The organism is Corynebacterium tuberculostearicum (genome assembly GCF_022347385.1).
GTDB classification, from domain to species: domain Bacteria; phylum Actinomycetota; class Actinomycetes; order Mycobacteriales; family Mycobacteriaceae; genus Corynebacterium; species Corynebacterium tuberculostearicum_M.
Genome location: NZ_JAKRDT010000008.1, coordinates 1 through 21,891, shown reverse-complemented (window position 1 = coordinate 21,891; position 21,891 = coordinate 1). Strand labels below are relative to the sequence as shown.

The window sequence follows — 21,891 nt, the reverse complement described above, 5'->3', positions numbered from 1 at the left end:
GAGGGGGAGAGATGAGTTTAGACCCTGCTGTGACAAAGAACAACGGCCCAGCATAAGGCTGGGCCGTTGAGTCATCGCCGAGATACTCGGCCAAGGAAGATGTGGCTACTTAGAGCGCTTTTCCAGCTTCTTGATAGCTGCCTCAATCTTCTTATTTGCCTCCTGCTGCAGCTTGTCAGCGTGCTTGGAAGCCTTCTTGTTTGCGCGCTTGGACTTGGCGCCATCCAGCTTGGCGACGGCCTTGTCGGCACGTGCCTGAGCCTTGGTAGCTGCCTTCACAGCACGGGTACGGGCGATGTCGCGATTAGCCTGTGCGGTCTCGAGCCAGTCACCCTTATTGTCTTCAACGTAAGTCTTGGCGTTGTCGACCGAGTCCTCAATGAAGGACTTAGCGTTGCCCAGCAAGCCGCGGCCAGACTCCTGCCAATCGTCCTTGTTGTCCTCTACGTAGGTCTTGGCATCGTCAACATAGGACTTGGCGGTATCCAGCAGACCGCGGCCGGTGGACTGCCAGTCATCCTTGTTGTCGTCTACATAAGCCTGTGCCTTGGCAGAGGTCTCGTTGATCCAGTCGCCGGCCTTGGAAGACAGCTCGTTAGCACGGGCAGAGAGCTCTTCGCGCTTCTGCTCGGATTCAGATTTAGTAGGCAGCGCCTGCTGAATCTTCTTATTCGTGCGCTTGCCGGCCTTCTGTGCGCGCCAACGCAGGGAAGGCTTGCCCTCGGTGTCCTGGGTAGCGATAAACAGGGCGCCGAGCAAAGCGGTGTTGGTAACGAATCCGTTGCGGCGGGATTCCTTGTCTTCCTTGTTGTCTGCTGCCCAGAAGTTATTCTTGCCAATCAGGTTAGGCAGGGTAGCGGCGGCCAGTACCGCAGCGGAAGTGCGCGGTGCCTTGCCCAGAGCCAAGGTGGAGCCGGCGCCTACTTTAGCGCCGCCAATGGCGCGGGTAACTAGTTCTGGGTCATTGGGGATGTAGCCCTGATACTCAGAAGGAACGGCCTTGCGCACGGTCTTGAGGAAACCCTCGGTTTCCTTCACGTGCTCGGACGCGTTGCGCAGGTTGTCTACGCCTTCCCATACAAATACGGATGCCAGCATGGGGCGGGCAAGCTTGCGAATCATAGTCCTTAAAGCTCCTTAGCTCGTTGTTCTAGACCTATCGTGTGCTAGACCATTGTACGCGGAAAACCGCCTTTGGATCACCAGCGGCGTTCCCACCAGTCACCAAGCTTGGGGCGCTCCTCGCCCAAGGTCGTGGACTTGCCGTGTCCCGGGCGCACGATCGTATTGTCGGGGAACTCATCAAAGATGCGCGCGGTGACGTCCTTATATAGGCGGACGAAGTCTCCCTCAGAGGTAGTCTTGCCCAGGCCACCGGGGAAGAGGGAATCGCCTACGAAGAGATTGGTGACGCCATCGATGCTTGCAACTAGGGCTGCACCGCCGGGGGTGTGGCCGCGCAAGATGATGACTGGCAGCTGAAGACCCGCGAACTCGATGGAATCGCCCTTGCGCAGCTCCACGTCTACCTCAGCCGGGATGGCGGGGGAATCAAGGAAGGAGGCGTAGTGAGTAGCACCCGTTTCGGACAAAATCTCCTCGAGTGCGCGCACGTGGTCCCAGTGGCGGTGGGTCGTGAGCACCGCGGTAATTTTCACTCCGGCCTTGCGGGCCATGTCGAGGATTGCGGGCGCGTCATCGGCGGCGTCGACAAGCAAGCCCTCTTCGCCCGCCTGAAGGAGGTAGCAGTTATTGTCCATCTCGGACACGGAAATCTGATGTAGCTGAAGCTCGTTAGTCATGTGTCCCAGCCTACGGGTACATTCGAGGGAAGATTGCAATCCCTAGGACTGGAGGTATGAGCATAGTGGCTGATCGTTTGGTGGTGCGCGGTGCCCGCGAGCACAACCTCAAGGGCGTGGATATCGATATTCCCCGCGATAAAATGGTTGTTTTTACCGGCCTATCCGGCTCCGGTAAATCTTCGCTGGCCTTTGACACCATCTTCGCTGAAGGCCAGCGCCGCTACGTGGAATCCTTGAGTTCTTATGCCCGCATGTTCTTAGGGCAGATGGATAAGCCCAACGTGGAATTTATTGATGGCCTGTCACCCGCGGTGTCCATTGATCAAAAATCCACCAACCATAATCCACGCTCTACGGTGGGCACGATCACGGAGATCTACGACTACCTGCGCTTGCTATTTTCCCGTGCTGGTACGCCGCACTGCCCTAAGTGCGATGCGGTGATTGAACGCCAAACGCCGCAGCAGATTGTGGATGCGGTGCTGGATCTGGAAGAAAAGCTGAAGTTCCAGGTGCTTGCACCGGTAGTGCGTAAGCGCAAGGGCGAGTTTGTAGATCTTTTTCAGGATCTTTCGGCGCAGGGTTATTCCCGCGTGCGAGTGGATGGAGAGACCCATCAGCTCAGTGATCCTCCCAAGCTAAAGAAGCAGATCAAGCACAATATTGAGGTAGTGGTTGACCGCCTGCAGGTGAAGGCCTCGCAGAAGCAACGCTTAACGGATTCGGTGGAAACGGCCCTGCGCTTGGCCGATGGTCTGGTCACCATCGAGTTCGTAGATAGGGAAGAGCTCACCCACACGTACTCGGAAAAGGCCGCCTGCCCCAATGGCCACACCTTGACCATTGAAGAGTATGAGCCCCGTGCCTTTTCCTTCAATGCTCCGTTTGGTTCTTGCCCGGTGTGTGATGGTTTGGGTACCAAGCTGGAAGTCGATGTTGACCTGCTTATTCCGGATCCGGATGCCCCGGCGGTTGATGCGATTCAGCCGTGGCACTCCTCTCCCAACTCCCGCTACTTTGTCAAACTAGTGGAGGGTCTGGGCAAGGCAAAGGGCTTTGACCCTAAGACGCCAGTGAGCGAATTGACCAAGGAGCAGCGCCATGCGCTCATCTATGGCACGGACGAGGAGGTGCAGGTTCGGTACAAGAACCGCTACGGGCGCCAGCGCAATTGGACCGCGCCGTTTGAGGGCGCGACCGGTTTCATTCACCGCAAGCTGGAAACGACCGATTCTCAGTCCCAAAAGGACCGCCTGTTGCAGTACACCCGCCGCGTGCCGTGCAGCACCTGTAAAGGCACGCGCTTGAAGCCGGAGATCTTGGCTGTCCGCTTGGCTTCTACTACTCATGGTGAGCAGTCCATTGCGGGACTGTGTGCGCTTTCGATTGAGGATGCCTCTGAATTCCTGGACTCTTTGGTGCTGGGGCACCGCGAGGAAATCATTGCCGGTGCGGTACTCAAGGAAACCCAGGCTCGGTTGCGCTTCCTTCTGGACGTCGGTCTGAATTACCTGACCCTGGATCGCGGCGCATCCACGCTTTCGGGCGGCGAGGCACAACGCATCCGTTTGGCCACGCAGATTGGTTCCGGTTTGGCCGGCGTACTTTATGTGCTCGATGAGCCTTCCATTGGTTTGCACCAACGCGATAACCAGCGCCTTATTAAGACCCTGCAGCGTTTGCGCGATATTGGCAATACCCTCATCGTGGTCGAACATGACGAAGACACCATCCGAGAGTCCGATTGGCTTGTCGATGTGGGCCCGCGTGCCGGTGAATATGGTGGCGAGGTGGTCTATCAAGGCGAACCGGCGGGAATTGAAAAGGTAGAGGAGTCCCTGACTGGCCAGTACCTTTCTGGCAAGAAGGTGCTCGCTGTCCCGGATCACCGCCGCGAGATCGACAAGGGCCGCACCCTGAAAGTGGTGGGTGCACGCGAGAATAACCTGAAGGGCATTAACGTCGAAATCCCGCTGGGAGTGTTGGCATGCATTACCGGTGTTTCTGGTTCTGGTAAGTCCACCGTGGTTAATGAGATTTTGGCCAAGACCTTGGCCAATAAGCTCAACCGCGCCCGCCAGGTGCCCGGCCGCGCCAAGCGCGTCGAGGGCGTGGAGCACCTGGATAAGCTGGTCCAGGTTGACCAGAGCCCGATTGGCCGTACGCCGCGTTCCAACCCGGCGACCTACACGGGCGTCTTTGACAAGATCCGTAACCTTTTTGCCGAAACCCAGGAGGCCAAGGTTCGCGGCTACAAGGCCGGCCGCTTCTCCTTCAACGTCAAGGGTGGGCGCTGCGAGGCATGCCAAGGCGATGGCACCATCAAGATCGAGATGAACTTCCTGCCGGACGTGTATGTTCCGTGTGAGGTGTGTGAGGGCGCTCGCTATAACCGCGAGACCCTGGAAGTGCACTACAAGGGAAAGAACATCGCCGAGGTGCTCGACATGCCAATTTCTGAGGCAGCGGACTTCTTCGAGCCCATCAACTCGATTCACCGCTACCTTGCCACGCTTGTCGACGTCGGCTTGGGCTACGTCCGCCTCGGCCAAGCCGCTACCACACTGTCTGGCGGTGAGGCGCAACGCGTTAAGCTCGCCTCAGAGCTGCAAAAGCGCACCAACGGTAGGACTATCTACATCCTGGACGAGCCGACCACCGGTCTGCACTTTGAAGACATCCGCAAGCTGATGTTGGTCATCCAGGGCCTTGTAGACAAGGGAAATTCGGTGCTCGTCATCGAGCACAACCTCGATGTCATCAAGGCTGCGGACTGGATCGTGGATATGGGACCGGAAGGCGGTGCCGGCGGTGGCACCGTAGTCGCGCAGGGCACCCCGGAAGATGTCGCGCAGGTGGAGGGCTCCTATACCGGTAGCTACCTAAAGGACATGTTGAAGTAGGGACACTGTGAATAGTTACCGCCTCGGCGCCAGCCTGTTGGCAGCGCTCACCTTGTTTATGGTGAGCGCTTGCTCTGGTGATCCTGAGGCCGAGAACGTCTCAGCGCCCGCGACGACCTCTCCGGCGCCCGACCCGGACTTAGTGCGCACTCAGCTTGACCGTGCAGTAGACAAGACTGCAAAGAAGTACCACGCCAAGGTTGGGGTTGCTATTTCGGCCGGTGATGACACCATTGCTGTGGGCGATAAGGGCAAGGGTCCTGTCTGGTCCACGGTTAAGGTCCCTATCGCTATCGCCGCGCTTAAAGACGGCGCGGATAGAAGCCTGGTTGACTTGGCAATCAAGGAATCCGATAACGATGCCGCCTACGCCCTATGGTCCCAGGTGAAATGGCGCGAAGGCTCCGCCGATAAGGCAGTAGAGGAATTGCTCGAAGACTATGGATCACACGCGGATATCCATGACACCGCTTTTGGTTACTCCACGTGGTCATTGAAAGACCAAGCAGTCTTCGGTGCTGAATTGCCTTGCATTGAGGAGGCGGACTACGTCCACAAGGTGCTCAAAGACATTGTGGCTTGGCAGAAGATTGGTCTGTCGAAAGAGAAGCGAACCCGCGCCAAGAGCGGCTGGGGCTTGGACGAGGACGACAATGAGTACACCTACCGCCAATTTGGCGTTCATGAGGTTGCTGGCAAGCGCGTCGGCGTCGCGTTATCTGTGGTTACCGATGGCGAGGACTATGCCAAAGCCGAGCCAGCGGTAAAGTATCTCGCCCATGAGTTAGTGGACATCGTTGATAAAGGGGTAGAGAAGGGCAACATTGAACCAGCTGCTCAATGCAAGGACAGCTAAGCGAGTTGCGATTTGGTGGAAAGGGTAGAAGCTGCTATCCTCAAAGCCACTACCGCCCATGACGCCTTTTCGAGGTTCGTGGGTCACAAGCGGAGCTTCTCCCACCCGATGCCGCGAACATGGTTCGTAGGATAAAGGTAAAGGTAACCAAGCACCCGTGCTTGGCACTGTGAGAACTCCCGGCTGTCTTTGGCAGACCGGGTTCGATTCGTTTGTGGTCCCGGTAGGTGAACTACTTACTCATACACCCCCTAATCGAGGAGAACCACAATCAGCGCTGAAGCTCGCATCAATGAGCGTATCCGAGTACCCGAGGTCCGTTTGGTAGGCCCCGGTGGTGAACAGGTGGGCATCGTCCGTACCGATGATGCTCGCAAGCTTGCATACGAGGCTGACCTTGACTTGGTTGAGGTAGCCCCGAAGGCAAAGCCCCCAGTGGCCAAGATCATGGACTACGGCAAGTTCAAGTACGAGCAGGCTCAGAAGGCTCGCGAAGCCCGTAAGAACCAGCAGCAGACCGTGGTTAAGGAACAGAAGTTCCGCCCGAAGATCGATGATCACGATTATGAGACCAAGAAGGGTAACGTAGTTCGCTTCCTCGAGAAGGGATCCAAGGTCAAGGTGACCATCATGTTCCGTGGTCGTGAGCAATCGCGTCCGGAGCTAGGTTTCCGCCTCTTGGAGCGTTTGGCCGATGACGTCGCTGAAGTTGGCGTTGTTGAGTCCCGCCCCAAGCAGGATGGTCGCAATATGACCATGGTCTTGGGTCCGGTTCGCAAGGGCAAGAAGTAGACCAGATTCCACGTAGGATTTAAGGACTTAATACTCATGAAGCAGAAGACCCACAAGGGCACCGCAAAGCGTATCAAGGTGACCGGTTCCGGCAAGCTGCGCCGTGAGCAGGCTGGCCGCCGCCACCTGCTGGAGGGCAAGCCGTCCAAGCGTACCCGCCGTCTGAAGGGCACCGAGGCAGTCGCACAACCTGACACCAAGCGCGTCAAGCGCCTGCTCGGCCGCGCATAATAGCGCCGAATCAACCCACATCCGCCATCACAATTCGAATTAAGGAAGTATCACTGTGGCACGAGTAAAGCGCTCAGTTAACGCAAAGAAGAAGCGTCGCGCGATTCTGAAGTCCGCTAAGGGCTACCGCGGCCAGCGTTCCCGCCTGTACCGTAAGGCGAAGGAGCAGTGGCTGCACTCCATGACTTACGCTTACCGCGATCGTCGCGCTCGTAAGTCTGAGTTCCGTAAGCTGTGGATCCAGCGCATCAACGCTGCTGCCCGCATGAACGACATCACCTACAACCGCCTCATCCACGGCCTGCGCCTGGCTGAGATCGAGGTTGACCGCAAGATCCTGGCTGAGCTTGCTGTCAATGACTTCGAGGCATTCTCCGCACTGTGCGAGGCTGCTAAGGCTGCTCTGCCTGAGGACGTCAACGCTCCTAAGGCTGCCTAGTTACTAGGAATACAACGCCCGTTTCTCCGGCTTATGTGCCGGGCGAAGCGGGCTTTGTTCGTTTTACACTCTATCTGTCTAGTGAGCTCAGTCTCGCATGCTACATTGAGTCCAGACCACGAGTGACCCCGAGACCAAGGAGCAGATTCCCTGTGACAAACCCAAATGGTGGCTACCAACCAGAAAATGGCGAGTATTCTGGCCAGTCCTATGACAACAACCAGGGGCAGCAGTACAACCCCTACAACCAGCAAGCCGGTTACCAGCCGCAGTACAACCAGGGCTATGCACCACAACCGAATATGGGTTCCTATCCAGTGCAGCAGCAGTATGTGGCGCAAGGACAGCAAAAGTCTTGGATCGCGACTCTGCTTCTGTGCTTCTTCTTGGGTTCCTTTGGCGCGCATAACTTCTATACCGGTCGCACGACCTTCGGCGTAGCGCAGCTGGTGCTTAATATCTTGGGCTGGGCTACTTTCTGGTTCTTGCTTGGATTCGCATTTTGGGCCATCGTCGGAATCTGGGTCTTCATTGAGTTCATCATGATCATTGCCGGCGCCGGTGATTACGATAAGGACGCCCGCGGCGTGCCACTAGCTAAGTAGCACCCAGCATTGTGATCCTGTTGCCATATCGGCAACAGGATTTTTTGTTTTGCCTACGCAGCTGGGGCTGAGTCTGGGTCTAGGCAACTAGTAGGTAGGGTAGAAGCCATGAATTTGGATTTTGACTCTGCCTTTACTGAACGCACCCCGCGCATTGTTAACGCAGCCAAGCTGCACCGCGCTGCTAACCGGAAGAAGGCGAAGCAATTCCTGATTGAGGGAGAAAACGCCGTAGATGCAGCGGTGTCTACGGGCGCTGCTGTCGATGTTTTCGTTACTGAAAAGGCCGCAGAACGCTTCGGTGACATTATTACCGCCTGTGGATACATGGGAGTGTACGTACATCCCATCACCGATAAAGCGGCTAAGCATTTATCTGATACCGCCACCACCACGGGGCTTTTCGCGCTATGTAAGCCAGTGCTGTGGTCCGCGGGCAAAATCCTTAATGGCAAGCCAAGTTTGGTTTCTGTTCCCGTGCTTACTTCGGAGCCCGGCAATGCAGGCACCTTGATTAGAACTTCCGACGCCATGGGAGCAGATGGAGTAATTTTTGCGGGCGAGACGGTCGATCCCCTCAGCTGCAAGGTAGCGCGCTCCTCAGCCGGCTCGCTGTTTCATGTCCCGGTAGCGCGAGACCCCAATATTAAGGACGTCTTGGGGCAGCTGCGTAAGTCGGGCATGCAGATTGTGGCGACAGCCGCTGATGGCGAGGTAGACCTTGCCGAGGCAGATTTGTCTCAGCCGACGGCGTGGCTTTTTGGCAACGAGGCCCACGGGTTGGGCGAGCTACTGGAAGAAGCCGATATGCGGGTGCGTATTCCGCTACGTGGGCGAGCAGAGTCACTCAACCTGGCAACAGCCGCCAGCATTTGTCTTTATGAGTCCGCGAAGGCCCAAGAGCACAGCTAAGCAGATCCCCGAATGAAAAGGGGGTCCCTGGGGCGGTCGGCCTAGCCGGGACAGAGTAAGATTGCACGCGTTAGTTTTCGCGCGAGAAGAAGGTACGAAGTACGTGTCCGATACACCGCAGATCGAATTGACCGAAGAGGCTCTTGGGGCCGCGGCCGATAAGGCTATCGCAGCCTTCGACGCAGCCGAAACGCTCGATGAGCTGGCTGCAGCCCGCCGCGAGCACCTAGGAGATGGCGGCTATATTCCGCAGGCTCGCCAGTCATTGGGGCAGCTGCCTAAGGACCAGCGCAAGAGCGCTGGCAAGGCTGTCAACATGGCCCGCGGCAAGATGGAAAAGCGCTTTGCCCAGGTTAAGGATGTCTTGGAGCAAAAGGCTCGCGAGGAGCAGTTGCGAGCAGAGACCGTTGACGTCACCATTCCCACCACCCGCACCCAGACTGGTGCCCTTCACCCAATTACCGCACTCTCTGAGCGCATTGCGGATATTTTCGTCGGTATGGGCTGGGAAATCGCGGATGGCCCCGAGGTTGAGGCGGAGTACTTCAACTTCGATGCGTTGAACTTTAAGCCGGATCACCCAGCACGTACCCTGCAGGATACGTTCCACGTCTCCGGCGAGGGCTCTAAGCAGGTGCTACGCACGCACACCTCTCCGGTCCAGGTGCGCACCATGCTGGAGCGCGATGTGCCGCTGTATATCGCTTGCCCAGGCCGCGTATTCCGCACCGATGAGCTGGATGCCACCCACACCCCGGTTTTCCACCAGGTAGAAGGTTTGGCCGTGGACAAGGGCCTGACCATGGCCCACCTGCGCGGCACCCTGGAGCACTTGGCCAAGGTGCTGTTCGGTCCGGAGACCACGACGCGCATGCGCGTGAATTACTTCCCGTTCACCGAGCCTTCTGCCGAGGTTGATGTGTGGTTCCCCAATAAGAAGGGTGGCGCTGGCTGGATCGAGTGGGGCGGCTGCGGCATGGTGAACCCCAATGTGCTGCGCGCCGTTGGTGTTGATCCAGAGGAATACACGGGCTTTGCCTTTGGTATGGGCCTCGAGCGCACGCTGCAGTTCCGCAATGGCTTGACCGATATGCGCGACATGGTCGAAGGCGATGTCCGCTTCACCCTGCCGTTTGGCGTACAGGCCTAAAACCCAGAAAGGATAGACACACTAATGCTTATTTCCCAAGACTGGGTCACCCGCATCCTGGGCGCTAAGAACCCTGGTTGGAACGTTTCCGCTGCCGATATGGACTCCGGATTCGTGCGCGTCGGTTTTGAAACCGAGGGCTACGCTGTCGTTCCGGAGAGCACCGGTCCGCTGGTCATCGGCCAGGTGGTAGAGATCGAGGAACTTACGCAGTTCAAAAAGCCCATCCGCTACTGCCAGGTAAATGTAGGCCAGGCTAATGGCACGGGCGAGCTGCAGGGCATCATTTGCGGTGCTCGTAATTTCCGTTTGAATGACTATGTCGTTGTGGCGCTTCCGGGCTCGGAGCTTCCTGGCGGCTTCAAGATTGCGGCGCGCGAGACCTACGACCACATCTCCAATGGCATGCTGTGCTCCGGTGCTGAGCTCGGTTTGGGTGCGCAGGCCAACGGCATCATCGTCTTGGGTGATGACGTCGCCGATAAGGTGGGCGAGGATGCTCGCCCGGTTATTGGGCTGCATGATACCGACTTTGACGTCAACATCACCCCGGATCGCGGCTACGCCCTGTCCGCGCGCGGTTTGAGCCGTGAGATTGCCTCCGCTTTCGACCTGGACTTTGCCGATATTGCCGAAGATCCGTCCGTTGCTGGCATTGATACCTCTGCTGTTCCAGCGGCGCAGGGCTCGCTTATCGACGTCACTCTCACCCCCGAGACCAAGGCGCAGCGTTTCGGCCTCCGCAAGGTCAGCGGCATCGACCCGCAGGCACGCACCCCGTTCTGGCTCGAGCGCGAGCTTATGCTCTGCGGCCAGCGCAGCGTCAACCTGCCCACGGACATTACTAACTATGTGATGTTGCTTTTGGGCGCCCCGATGCATGCATTTGACGCCAACGTTATCCAAGGAAATCTCGTTGTCCGTAATGCCAACGAAGGCGAGAAGTTTGAGACCCTGGATCACGTAAAGCGTGAGCTTTCTGCAGAAGATGTGGTCATCTGCGATGACAATGGCATCCAGTCACTGGCCGGAGTCATGGGCGGTACTACCTCCGAAATCTCGGCGGAAACCACTGACGTGGTCTTCGAATCCGCTATCTGGGATCCGATTACCGTGGCGCGCACCTCCCGCCGCCATAAGTTGTCGTCCGAGTCCTCCCGCCGCTTCGAGCGTGGCGTGGATCCAGCGGTCGTCGAGGTCGCTCTGGACACCGCCTGTGCGCTCTTGCAGCAGCTGGCAGGTGGCACTATTGAGGAAGGCCGGACGCTTATTGGGGACGTCGCCAAGCGCGAGCCCATTGCCCTGCGCACCGCAAAGGCTAGCGAGTATGCCGGCGTTGACTACTCCCGTGAGACTGTTATTTCCCGCCTCGAGGAAGTTGGCTGCACTGTCGCTGATGAGGGTGAAATGCTGCAGGTAACGCCTGCTACGTGGCGCACCGATATCTCCATGGACGTTGACCTCATCGAAGAGGTGCTACGTCTCGAGGGCTTGGAAGACATTCCTACCGTCCTGCCTACTCTGGCCGGCGGTCGCGGTCTCACCCCAGCGCAGAAGCGTCGCCGCGCTATTGGCCACGGCCTGGCCTATGCCGGTTATGCAGAGGTATTGCCGGCCCCGTTCGTGGCCAACGACACCTTTGATGTGTGGGGCTTGGACAAGGATGATGCTCGCCGCCGCACCGTAGAGGTGCAGAATCCGCTTGAGGCCGACAAGGCCATCTTGTCCACGACTCTGCTTCCGAACATGCTGGAGGCCATCGGCCGCAATGTTGCGCGTGGCCGCAGCGACCTCGCCCTGTATGGCCTGCAGCAGGTGGCATTCAAGCGTGCCGAGGCATCGCCCATGCCTTCTGTAGAGCAGCGACCTTCTGAACAGGTTGTTTCCGAACTCCTGGATACCCTTCCTGAGCAGCCGCTGCACGTTGCAACGGTGGCCACCGGCAATATCGAGCATGAGGGACCATGGGGCGAAGGACGCGCATATAGCTACGCCGACGCCATCGAATCCGCCCGCCAGGTCGCTCGTGCCGCAGGTGTGGATATCGAGCTGGAGGCCGCGCACGTTCTTCCCTGGCACCCAGGCCGCTGCGCTGCCGTGAAGGTGGCAGGTACTGACGTGGTTCTGGGCCATGCCGGTGAGCTTCACCCGCAGGTTCTGGAAGCGCTGAACCTGCCGGCGCGTACCTGCGCTATGGAACTGGACGTTACCGCTATGCCATTGGAAGAGAAATTCCCTGCGCCGGTACTGTCCTCCTTCCCAGCGTTGCACCAGGACATTGCGCTCGTGGTGGATGAAGAAGTCCCAGCAGAGCGCGTGCGCGCCACTGTGGAAGAGGGAGCGGGCGAACTCATCGAGTCCGTCGAGCTCTTCGACATGTTCCGTGGCGAGCAATTGGGTGAGGGCAAGAAGTCCCTAGCCTTCCAGCTGCTGTTCCGTGCAGCGGATCGCACGTTGACCGATGAGGAAGTCAATGAGCACCGCACGGCCGCAGCGGAGCTGGCTAAGCAGCGCTTGGGCGCAGAGATGCGCGCATAGCTAGGCCCTAGGAAGGGGCGGTGAGATTTACCTCACCGCCCCTTTTTTCATGCATTTTTTCATTTCTGGTGCTGCATTAACCAGGGAATATCCCCAATTTACATGAATAACATACGGCCGAGTGTATTTATTGCTATAGTCGCCCCTATGACGATTTCAGTAGCAATAGCAGGCGTCACCGGATACGTGGATGCGGAATTTCTTGCGGAAGTTACTCATAAGGGTGACTATCTGCGGCAAGAGATTGAAAAATTGCCGCTTGTAGAACGCGTACGGGGCCGCGGACTGATGCTCGGCGTTGTTTTAGCAGAACCTGTGGCTAAGCAGGCCGTGCGCGGCGGACTTGCACAGGGGCTCATCCTCAACGCGCCCAGTGAGAATGTACTCCGCCTCACCCCACCCTTGGTTATTTCCCACGACGAACTAGACACAGCACTGACAACATTTCGGACGATAATGGAGGAACTGGCATGAACCTGCGACACTTTCTGGCTGACGACGATCTCAGCCCACAAGAACAAGCAACCGTTTTGGATTTAGCTGAAAGGCTCAAGAAGGATCCCTTTGCGGAGCGCCCACTAGAGGGGCCTAAGACCGTAGCGGTGCTCTTTGATAAAACATCTACGCGGACCCGCTTTTCCTTTGAAACCGCAGTAGCGAATATGGGCGGCAAGGCCATTACCGTCGATACTTCTACGACTCAGATGGGCAAGGGGGAGTCTTACCAAGACACGGCCGCGGTGCTTTCGCGGTACGTGGAGGCAATCGTGTGGCGCACCTTTGACCATGACAACCTTCTCCAGATGGCGGAGACTGCTACCGTTCCTCTGGTCAATGCGCTTTCCGACGACCTGCATCCCTGCCAGATTCTGGCTGACTTGCTGACCTGTCGTGAGAATTTAGGTGACCTCAAAGGCAAAAAGGCCGTCTACCTGGGCGATGGCGATAATAATATGGCTAACTCCTACATGATTGGTTTTGCCACGGCCGGCATAGACGTCTCTATTATCGCGCCCGAAGGATTCCAGCCGCGTCAGGAATTCGTCGACCGCGCGCGCAAGCGGGGCAACATCACCATTACTGATGACGTGGATGAAGTTGCAGGCGCAGATGTAGTCATCACCGATACTTGGATCTCTATGGGGCAGGAAAATGATGGCCGCGATAGGCGTACGCCATTCCTGCCATATCAGGTTGATTCGACCATAATGAGCAAAGCGCATAAGGATGCAATATTCTTACATTGTTTGCCGGCGTACCGTGGAAATGAGGTCACGGCTGAGGTAATTGATGGACCACAGTCGCGCGTCTTTGATGAAGCGGAGAACCGCCTGCATGCGCAGAAAGCGCTTCTTGTCTGGTTGCTCGAAATAAATAAGGAGATCAACTAAGTAATGAACACCCCGACCACCCGCAATGCTCGGCAGGCCAAGATCCTAGAGATTTTGGATCGCAATCGCGTCACCAGCCAGGTGCAACTATCCGAGCTTCTCCTCGCAGACGGCATCGACATCACGCAGGCCACTTTGTCCCGTGACTTGGATGAGCTGGGCGCGAAGAAGGTAAAGCGCGATGGTGGCCGTTCCTTCTACGTGGTCGGCGGTGAGCTGGAGCAATTTGAAGACCAGGTGGGCGGCCCCCGTGAAAAGCTGCGCCGCATGCTCGATGAACTGGTGGTATCCCATGATTCTTCCGGCAATATAGCTATGCTGCGCACCCCTGCCGGTGCGGCCCAGTACCTTGCCAGCTTTATTGACAGGGTGGGGCTGCACGATGTCATTGGTTGCATCGCCGGCGATGACACCATCTTCGTCCTGGCGCGCGAGGGCGTCACGGGCGCAGATCTGGCGGTGACACTTACCACGCGAAATATTTAGACGGTGGTGGTGGCAATCCAGACCACCATCGTATATTATGTGCTTAGATGAATTGTTTCCAATAGAACAAGGAGATTAACCATGTCCGCACGCGTAGTCTTGGCTTACTCTGGTGGCCTTGATACTTCCGTTGCCATCCCATACCTGGCAAAAATGACCGGTGGTGACGTTGTCGCCGTTTCCCTGGACTTGGGCCAGGGTGGCGAAGACATGGAATCGGTTCGCCAGCGTGCACTTGACTGCGGTGCCGTAGAGTCCATCGTTATCGATGCCAAGGATGAGTTCGCAGAGGAGTACTGCGTTCCCACCATCAAGGCAAACGGCATGTACATGAAGCAGTACCCGCTGGTATCGGCTATTTCCCGCCCCCTCATTACCAAGCACTTGGTAAAGGCCGCGCAGGAATTCGGCGGCACCCACGTCTCCCACGGCTGCACCGGCAAGGGTAATGACCAGGTACGCTTCGAGGTTTCCTTCCGCGCCCAGGATCCTTCCCTCGAAATTATCGCCCCTGCACGCGATTATGCGTGGACCCGCGATAAGGCCATCGCCTTCGCGGAAGAGATCAACCTGCCGATTGAGCAGTCCGCGTCCTCGCCATTTTCTATCGATCAGAACCTGTGGGGCCGCGCGGTAGAGACCGGATTCCTTGAAGATCTGTGGAACCCGCCAACAAAGGATCTCTACGCCTATACCGAGGATCCAGGCCTGGGTAATGCCCCGGATGAAATTATCATCTCCTTTGAGAAGGGCATCCCGGTCGCAGTCGATGGTCAGAAGATGTCCCCGCTGCAGATTATTGAAGAGGTCAACCGCCGCGCTGGTGCCCAGGGCATTGGCCGTCTGGATATGGTGGAGGACCGCTTGGTGGGCATTAAGTCCCGTGAGGTCTATGAGGCTCCGGGCGCCATGGTCCTCATCCAGGCCCACGAGGCGCTGGAGGATGTCACCGTGGAACGCGAGTTGGCTCGCTACAAGCGCTTGACCGATGCCCGCTGGTCCGAGGAGGTCTATGACGGCCTCTGGCACTCGCCGCTGAAGCGTTCCTTGGATGCTTTCGTTGAGGAGTCCCAGGAAAACGTCACCGGTGATATCCGCCTGAGCATGCATGCCGGTACCGCCACAGTCACCGGTCGCCGTTCCGGCCAGTCCCTGTACTCCTTTGACCTGGCTACTTATGACACTGGCGATACCTTCGACCAGACCGCAGCTAAGGGCTTTGTGCAGCTGCACGGCCTGTCCACCCAGATCTCCAACCAGCGTGACCGCGACGGTGGTTTCCCCACCAGCGCGCAGAAGTAGGAGCACATGGAACCGCATAAGACTAATGAGGGTGCCCTATGGGGTGGCCGCTTCTCCGGCGGACCGTCTGAGGCGATGTTTGCCCTCTCTGTATCCACTCACTTTGACTGGGTGCTGGCGCCATATGACGTACTAGCCTCCAAGGCCCATGCCAAGGTGCTGCACAAAGCGGGCTTGCTTTCCGACGGCGACTTGAACACCATGCTCTCCGGCCTCACCGAGCTAGGGGAGAAGGTGGCCTCCGGTGAGTTCCACCCAGCGCCCACGGACGAAGACGTCCATGGTGCGATGGAGCGCGGGCTCATCGAGATTGTGGGCCCAGAGGTCGGCGGTCGCCTGCGCGCCGGTCGTTCCCGTAATGACCAGGTCGCGACGCTGTTTCGCATGTGGGTACGCGATGCCATTCGCGATACCGCGGCTCAGGTGAGTGACTTGGTGGATGCCTTGGCTGATCAGGCAGCAGCACATCCGGACGCCATTATGCCGGGCAAAACTCACTCGCAGGCGGCACAGCCAATTCTTCTGGCGCACGAGCTTTTGGGGCATGCACAGCCACTTCTGCGCGATATTGAGCGTCTGCAGGACCTGGATAAGCGCTTGGCTGTATCGCCCTACGGTTCTGGCGCGCTAGCCGGTTCCTCCTTGCAGCTAGACCCGGAAGCCATTGCGGAGGAGCTTGGCTTTGATGCCGCCGCGGAGAACTCCTTGGATGGCACTGCGGCTCGTGACTTCGCCTCCGAGACGGCTTTCGTCTTGGCGCAGATTGCCGTCGACATGTCCCGACTTTCGGAAGAAATTATCTACTGGTGCACGCCGGAATACGGCTACGTCACCCTGGATGATGCATGGTCGACCGGCTCGTCCATCATGCCGCAAAAGAAGAATCCGGACGTTCCGGAGCTTACCCGCGGCAAGACTGGACGCCTTATCGGTAACCTCACTGGCCTCCTGTCTACGCTGAAGGCACAGCCGCTGGCCTATAACCGCGACCTGCAGGAAGATAAGGAGCCCATCGTTGATTCGGTGGCGCAGCTTAACCTGCTGCTGCCGGCAATGACCGGACTGGTGTCCACGCTGACTTTCCACGAGGACCGCATGCGCGAACTTGCCCCGCGCGGGTTCACGTTGGCTACCGACTTGGCCGAATGGATGGTTCGCCAAGGCGTTCCTTTCCGCGAGGCGCACGAAGCGTCCGGCGCCTGCGTGCGCATCGCTGAGGAGCGGGGAGTTGACCTAGTGGAGCTCACCGATGAGGAGTTGGCGGGCGTCGACAAGCGGCTAAAGCCTAGCGTCCGTGAAGTACTCACCATCGACGGGGCAGTGGCCTCTCGTGCCACCAAGGGCGGCACCGCTGGTGTCCGCGTGGCTGAGCAGCGCGAGACTGTCCGCCAGCGTGCCGCGGCTGCTCGCTCGTGGGCGCAGAAGCCGCTGCGCTAATTCTCGGTGCGCTTTAGAAACCGCATGGTCTTCGGCCATGCGGTTCTTTTTTATCTCGCTGCGGGGGTGGGAGATTGACCCCCATTCCCAACCTGTCAACTGCGTTGTTGAACACAATGGGGGTAGTGGTGACATGGGTAACAGTGTGGTGCGTTAGTATTCTTGCAGGGAATGTGACCTAACAGACTCGTTCACCGTAATGAAAGGACGATCTCTCCTATGACAGTAAATTCTCCGCCCACTCCAGCTGGGCCACACGAGAATGAAAAGGCGGTCTACGCCTCGGAAGACCATGGCCTGCAAAAGGGAATGGGCAATCGCCAGCTGCAGATGATTGCCATCGGTTCCGCAATCGGTACCGGCCTTCTCCTGGGCACCGGCGGCCGCCTGCAGGACGCAGGCCCCTTCCTCGCCGTGCTCTACCTCGTATGTGGCTTCTTCGGCTACATCATCTTGCGCTCACTTGGCGAGCTCATCGTCTATCGCCCCAGCTCCGGCTCCTTCGTGTCTTATGCTCGCGAGTTTTATGGCGAGAAGACAGCTTTCGTCACCGGCTGGTTGTACTGGGGAAACTGGGCCATGACCCTTGTGGCGGATGGCACGGCCGTCGCCATCTACATCAAATGGTTTAGCCAATACACCTCGTGGCTCGATTCCGTCCCGCAGTGGCTACTTGCGCTCGTGGTCATCTGCGGCATCCTCGTGTTCAATATGCTCTCGGTGAAGATCTTCGGCGAGCTGGAATACTGGTTCTCCTTGATTAAGATCGTCGCGCTGATCATCTTCATGTTGGTAGCCATCGGCGTCCTCATCTTTGGCCACCCGAGTGGCGACCCGACCGGCTTTAGTCTCATTTCTGACACCGGCGGCTGGTTACCTAATGGCTTGATGCCAGCCGTGATCGTCGTCCAGGGTGTCGTCTTTGCCTATGCCGGCATTGAGCTCGTTGGTACCACTTCCGGCGAGACCAAGAATGTAGAAAAGCACATTCCGCGTGCAGTCAACAACGTGCTGCTGCGCATCCTGATTTTCTACTTCGGCTCCGTGCTGCTGCTCACGCTCGTGCTGCCGTACACCGATTACGTCGCTGACGTGTCGCCATTCGTGACCTTCTTTGAGTCCCTCGGTGTAGGTGCGGCGGCCCCGATTTTCCAGCTTGTCGTTATCACCGCTGCGATTTCCTCGCTCAACGCCGGCCTGTATTCCACCGGCCGCATTATGTACAACATGTCCACTTCCGGCTCCGGCCCGAAGTTCGGCGCTCGCATGTCCAAGTCGGGCGTGCCCTACGGCGGCATCGTGATGGCGGCCATGGTGGGCTTGGTAGGCGTCTTCCTCAACTATGTGGTGCCGGAGATGGCGTTTGAAATCGTGCTTAACCTGGCAGCCTTGGGCACATTGGCGTCCTGGGCGGCAGTTGCGCTCTCACACCTCAAGTTTGTGCGCCTGGCCAAGAGCGGAAGCTACACCCGACCGGGATACCGCTCGCCGTTTGGCGAAGGCGGAGACTGGGCAGTGCTCATCTTCATTGGCCTAGTCATTATCTTGATGGCCTTTGATTATCCAATCGGCACCTTTGCACTTGCATCGACCCTGCTCCTCGTTCCGGTCTTTATGGCAATGTGGTACGCATGGCGCGACCGCATTCGCGCCATCGCGGAAGAGAGGAAGGCCAAGCACCTGCCAACCTCCAGCTTCCCGGCTGCACCGCAAACAGACCTTCACCCAAAGAAATAGAAAGGAACTTTTATGAACCACGCAGTTAAGTTCGTAGATGTAGAGAATATGGCGCGCTGGATTCAGCGCGAAGGCGTAGAAAACATCATTACCGGAATGGTGGACTACCTCGAGGCCGACTACCGCGAATGGGAGCGCTTCGACAAGATTCCGCGCGTTGCTTCCCACACCCCGTTCGGCGTTATCGAGCTCATGCCTACCTCCAATGGCAAGGAGTACTCCTTCAAGTACGTCAACGGTCACCCATCCAACCCAGCTCGCGGTTTCCAGACCGTTACTGCCTTTGGCGTGCTTGCCGACGTCGACAATGGTTACCCCACCTTCGAAGCCGAGATGACGCTGCTTACCGCACTGCGTACCGCCGCGACCTCCGCCATGGTGGCAAAGCACTTGGCACGCAAGGATTCCAAGCGCATGGCCATGGTTGGTGCGGGCTCCCAGTCCGAGTTCCAGGCGCTTGGCTTCCGCGGCGTTATGGGAATTGAGGACATTACCATCTATGACATCGACCCTGAGGCGGTAGAAAAGTTCAAGCGCAACTTGGAGCCACTGGGCTTTAATATCACTGCTTGTTCCAGCGTCGACGAGGCGGTTTTGGGTGCAGACATCATCACCACCTGTACCGCAGACAAGGCTCAGAACCAGATTCTGGCTGAGCGCCACGTCGCCCCAGGCGTCCACCTCAATGCCGTTGGCGGTGATTGCCCGGGCAAGACCGAGCTGGAGAGCTCCATCCTGGACAAGTCCAAGGTCTTCGTAGAGTTCCCAGAGCAGACCCGTATTGAAGGTGAAATCCAGCAGAAGCCGGAAGACTTCCCGGTTGTCGAGTTCTACCAGGTGCTCACTGGTCAGGCCACCGGCCGCGATGACGATGAGCAGATCACGCTCTTCGACGACGTCGGATTCGCCATCAACGATTTCTCCGCGCTGCGTTACCTGCGCGATTCCGTCAAGGGCACCGACTTGGAGTCTGAGATCGACATCATCGCCAACCCGGATGACCCGAAGGATCTCTTCTCCCTGGTTGCAAACGTTCCATCCCTGCTCTAAGTCGAAGGTGGGGTAGAGGGATCCAACTTCTTCCTCTACCCGCTAAGATAAGACGCATGAGTCTTGACCCGAAGTTGCTAGAGGTCCTTGTCTGCCCGCAAGACAAGGGCCCTTTGACATATCTGGAAGATAAACAGGTCCTCGTCAACGAGCGGCTGGGCATTGCCTATCCCATTGAGGATGACATCCCAGTCATGCTTGTAGACCACGCCCAGAAATGGCCAGCTTAACTTCGACGTTTAGAAAGACCCCCATGAATATCATCGATGAACTGCAATGGCGCGGACTGATCAATCAGTCCACCGATCTTGAGGCCCTGCGCGAGGCATGTGAGAACCCCATCGCGCTGTACTGTGGGTTCGACCCCACGGGCGACTCCCTCCATGCTGGCCACTTGGTCCCACTTATCATGCTGCGCCGCTTCCAAAACGCCGGCCACCACCCAATCGCATTGGCGGGTGGCGCAACTGGCTTTATTGGTGATCCGCGCGACGTCGGCGAGCGCTCCATGCTGAGCGAGGAAGACTTGGCCCATAACCTCGAGGCCATCAAGGGGCAGCTGCGTCGCTTCATCGATTTCGACGGCGAGCAGGCTGCCACCATGGTCAACAACGCCGATTGGACCATGAACATGTCCGTCATCGACTTTTTGCGTGACGTAGGTAAGAACTTCTCCCTTAATACGATGCTGGATCGCGATACCGTCAAGCGACGCCTCGAGGGCGACGGCATTTCCTACACCGAGTTTTCCTACATGCTCCTGCAGTCCAATGACTTCGTGCAGCTTCGCCGCGAGCGCGATTGCGTATTGCAGATCGGCGGCGGCGATCAGTGGGGCAACATCGTCTCTGGCGTGGACCTTAACCGTCGTATCGATGGCGCCAAGGTACATGGCCTTACGGTGCCGCTGGTTACCGACGCCTCCGGACAGAAGTTCGGCAAGTCTACTGGCGGCGGAAAGCTATGGCTCGATCCGGAAAAGACTTCCGCATACTCCTGGTACCAGTACTTCCTCAATGCAGGAGACTCTGTAGTTATTGACTACCTGCGCTGGTTTACCTTCCTGACGCAGGAGGAAATCGCCGAATACGAGCGTGCGGTAGAAGAAGAACCTTATAAGCGCGCCGCTCAGCGCCGCTTGGCACAAGAGATGACCGATCTGGTTCACGGTGAAGAGGCAACCAAGGCTGTCGAGCTTGCCGCTCAAGCGCTATTCGGCAAGGCCGAACTCTCCGAGCTGGATGAAAAGACCCTTGCTGGCGCGCTCTCTGAAACCACTGTCGCCGAAGTTGCCGCCGGCGAACCGCGCACAATTGTTGACCTGCTGGTGGCTAGCGGCTTGGCCGATTCCAAGGGTGCTGCCCGCCGCACCATTAAGGAAGGCGGTGCCTACGTGAATAACCAGCGCATTGAATCGGCAGAGTGGGAGCCGTCTGCAGAAGACCTCCTGCATGGCAGCTGGCTCGTGTTGCGCAGAGGCAAGAAGAACTTCGCTGGCGCTAAGTTGAGCTAAACAGCAGTAGATGACGTCCGTTCCACTCGTTGGAAGGGCGTCATTTTTCATTTTTGTACTCTGCCCTGCGGGTTTGTGTTGTGTGGTTGTGGTGGACTACATTAATCGAAGTCGCCGCGAGGTAGCCGGGAGGTTACTTTTGAGCGAATTTGGTGCGGACTTGGTTCGATGATTTGACAGGGTTCATTGAGTTGAGTAAGTTTGTACGAGCCGCCAACGAGAGGTTAACGGAAAGTTAATTTTCTTGGGGTGTGTGGATGATGTTTGAGAACTCAATAGTGTGCCAATGTACTTTTTATTTTTTGTGTGCATGGTTGTGTGTTGATTGGTTTGTCTGCCAATAGGCCTAGGTGGTTTGTTGGTTGGTGTGTGCCGGTTGGGTATGTGAAACGCGTACCTTTTTGAATGCTGTTTGGTGTTTCGGCTGCATTGAGATGGATTGGTTGGCATGTGATTGTGTTCAACTTTTTTGGTTTCCTTATTTTTGACCCCGTCGGGTTGAGGGAACTGTATTTTTTCTTTGTAGTAATTTTTTGGACGCCAGCATGGGCTGCATTTTTGTGTGGTTTGTGGTGGTTTGTTCTTTTGTTGGGTTTCGGGCTTTTCACGGCCTGTTTCGGATGTTGTTCTGAAATTTTTTTGTGGAGAGTTTGATCCTGGCTCAGGACGAACGCTGGCGGCGTGCTTAACACATGCAAGTCGAACGGAAAGGCCCTGCTTGCAGGGTACTCGAGTGGCGAACGG

20 protein-coding genes and 1 rRNA gene are annotated in these 21,891 nt (G+C 57.4%); 19 read left to right on the top strand and 2 right to left on the bottom strand.

Annotated features, from left to right (window positions below; all coding sequences use genetic code 11):
• Window positions 1-105: 105 nt before the first annotated feature.
• Complete coding sequence (locus MHK00_RS06025) at window positions 106-1,122, bottom strand: DoxX family protein (RefSeq protein WP_005323270.1); 1,017 nt, start codon at window positions 1,120-1,122, stop codon at window positions 106-108.
• Window positions 1,123-1,199: 77 nt separating this feature from the next.
• On the bottom strand, window positions 1,200-1,802 hold the full coding sequence (locus MHK00_RS06020) for an MBL fold metallo-hydrolase (RefSeq protein ID WP_005327847.1): 603 nt from the start codon (window positions 1,800-1,802) through the stop codon (window positions 1,200-1,202).
• 65 nt (window positions 1,803-1,867) lie between these two features.
• On the opposite strand from MHK00_RS06020, the gene uvrA reads away from it, so the two are divergent.
• The 19 genes from uvrA to MHK00_RS05925 form a co-directional block, all read left to right on the top strand.
• Window positions 1,868-4,708 (top strand): excinuclease ABC subunit UvrA, encoded by a 2,841-nt coding sequence (uvrA, locus tag MHK00_RS06015; protein ID WP_250410895.1) that lies wholly within the window; start codon window positions 1,868-1,870, stop codon window positions 4,706-4,708.
• Between the two features lie 7 nt (window positions 4,709-4,715).
• Window positions 4,716-5,564 carry a serine hydrolase gene (locus tag MHK00_RS06010; protein WP_250410841.1) on the top strand — a complete coding sequence of 283 codons (849 nt, stop codon included), beginning with the start codon at window positions 4,716-4,718 and terminating at the stop codon, window positions 5,562-5,564.
• 270 nt (window positions 5,565-5,834) lie between these two features.
• Entirely contained in the window at window positions 5,835-6,356 is a 522-nt protein-coding gene (gene infC, locus MHK00_RS06005; RefSeq protein ID WP_080970442.1) for a translation initiation factor IF-3, read from the top strand.
• Window positions 6,357-6,392: 36 nt separating this feature from the next.
• Complete coding sequence (gene rpmI, locus MHK00_RS06000) at window positions 6,393-6,587, top strand: 50S ribosomal protein L35 (RefSeq protein ID WP_005323265.1); 195 nt, start codon at window positions 6,393-6,395, stop codon at window positions 6,585-6,587.
• A gap of 55 nt (window positions 6,588-6,642) precedes the next feature.
• On the top strand, window positions 6,643-7,026 hold the full coding sequence (gene rplT, locus MHK00_RS05995; protein ID WP_005323264.1) for a 50S ribosomal protein L20: 384 nt from the start codon (window positions 6,643-6,645) through the stop codon (window positions 7,024-7,026).
• Window positions 7,027-7,178: 152 nt separating this feature from the next.
• Window positions 7,179-7,631: a TM2 domain-containing protein gene (locus MHK00_RS05990; protein ID WP_239279287.1), complete on the top strand. Its 453-nt coding sequence runs from the start codon at window positions 7,179-7,181 to the stop codon at window positions 7,629-7,631.
• Between the two features lie 108 nt (window positions 7,632-7,739).
• Window positions 7,740-8,543, top strand: a complete 804-nt coding sequence (locus MHK00_RS05985) for a TrmH family RNA methyltransferase (RefSeq protein WP_250410840.1) — start codon at window positions 7,740-7,742, stop codon at window positions 8,541-8,543.
• Window positions 8,544-8,646: 103 nt separating this feature from the next.
• Window positions 8,647-9,693, top strand: a complete 1,047-nt coding sequence (gene pheS, locus MHK00_RS05980; RefSeq protein ID WP_005327862.1) for a phenylalanine--tRNA ligase subunit alpha — start codon at window positions 8,647-8,649, stop codon at window positions 9,691-9,693.
• Between the two features lie 24 nt (window positions 9,694-9,717).
• Window positions 9,718-12,231: a phenylalanine--tRNA ligase subunit beta gene (gene pheT, locus MHK00_RS05975; RefSeq protein ID WP_250410839.1), complete on the top strand. Its 2,514-nt coding sequence runs from the start codon at window positions 9,718-9,720 to the stop codon at window positions 12,229-12,231.
• Window positions 12,232-12,378: 147 nt separating this feature from the next.
• Entirely contained in the window at window positions 12,379-12,705 is a 327-nt protein-coding gene (locus tag MHK00_RS05970) for an aminotransferase class III-fold pyridoxal phosphate-dependent enzyme (RefSeq protein WP_250410838.1), read from the top strand.
• A complete protein-coding gene (argF, locus tag MHK00_RS05965; protein ID WP_250410837.1) occupies window positions 12,702-13,622 on the top strand; it encodes an ornithine carbamoyltransferase in 921 nt (306 codons plus the stop codon). Before MHK00_RS05970 ends, argF begins: the two co-directional genes overlap by 4 nt.
• A gap of 3 nt (window positions 13,623-13,625) precedes the next feature.
• Window positions 13,626-14,108, top strand: a complete 483-nt coding sequence (locus MHK00_RS05960) for an arginine repressor (RefSeq protein WP_005327871.1) — start codon at window positions 13,626-13,628, stop codon at window positions 14,106-14,108.
• Between the two features lie 81 nt (window positions 14,109-14,189).
• Window positions 14,190-15,410, top strand: a complete 1,221-nt coding sequence (locus MHK00_RS05955; RefSeq protein WP_150850449.1) for an argininosuccinate synthase — start codon at window positions 14,190-14,192, stop codon at window positions 15,408-15,410.
• A gap of 6 nt (window positions 15,411-15,416) precedes the next feature.
• Window positions 15,417-16,847 carry an argininosuccinate lyase gene (argH, locus tag MHK00_RS05950; protein ID WP_250410836.1) on the top strand — a complete coding sequence of 477 codons (1,431 nt, stop codon included), beginning with the start codon at window positions 15,417-15,419 and terminating at the stop codon, window positions 16,845-16,847.
• 219 nt (window positions 16,848-17,066) lie between these two features.
• Window positions 17,067-18,584 carry an amino acid permease gene (locus MHK00_RS05945; protein ID WP_200435249.1) on the top strand — a complete coding sequence of 506 codons (1,518 nt, stop codon included), beginning with the start codon at window positions 17,067-17,069 and terminating at the stop codon, window positions 18,582-18,584.
• A gap of 12 nt (window positions 18,585-18,596) precedes the next feature.
• Window positions 18,597-19,634, top strand: a complete 1,038-nt coding sequence (gene ocd / locus MHK00_RS05940; protein WP_005323253.1) for an ornithine cyclodeaminase — start codon at window positions 18,597-18,599, stop codon at window positions 19,632-19,634.
• A 56-nt stretch (window positions 19,635-19,690) separates the two neighbouring features.
• On the top strand, window positions 19,691-19,864 hold the full coding sequence (locus MHK00_RS05935) for a Trm112 family protein (RefSeq protein ID WP_005323252.1): 174 nt from the start codon (window positions 19,691-19,693) through the stop codon (window positions 19,862-19,864).
• A gap of 23 nt (window positions 19,865-19,887) precedes the next feature.
• A complete protein-coding gene (gene tyrS, locus MHK00_RS05930) occupies window positions 19,888-21,147 on the top strand; it encodes a tyrosine--tRNA ligase (protein ID WP_005323249.1) in 1,260 nt (419 codons plus the stop codon).
• Window positions 21,148-21,785: 638 nt separating this feature from the next.
• Window positions 21,786-21,891 (top strand): 16S ribosomal RNA (locus MHK00_RS05925); the annotation flags it as partial.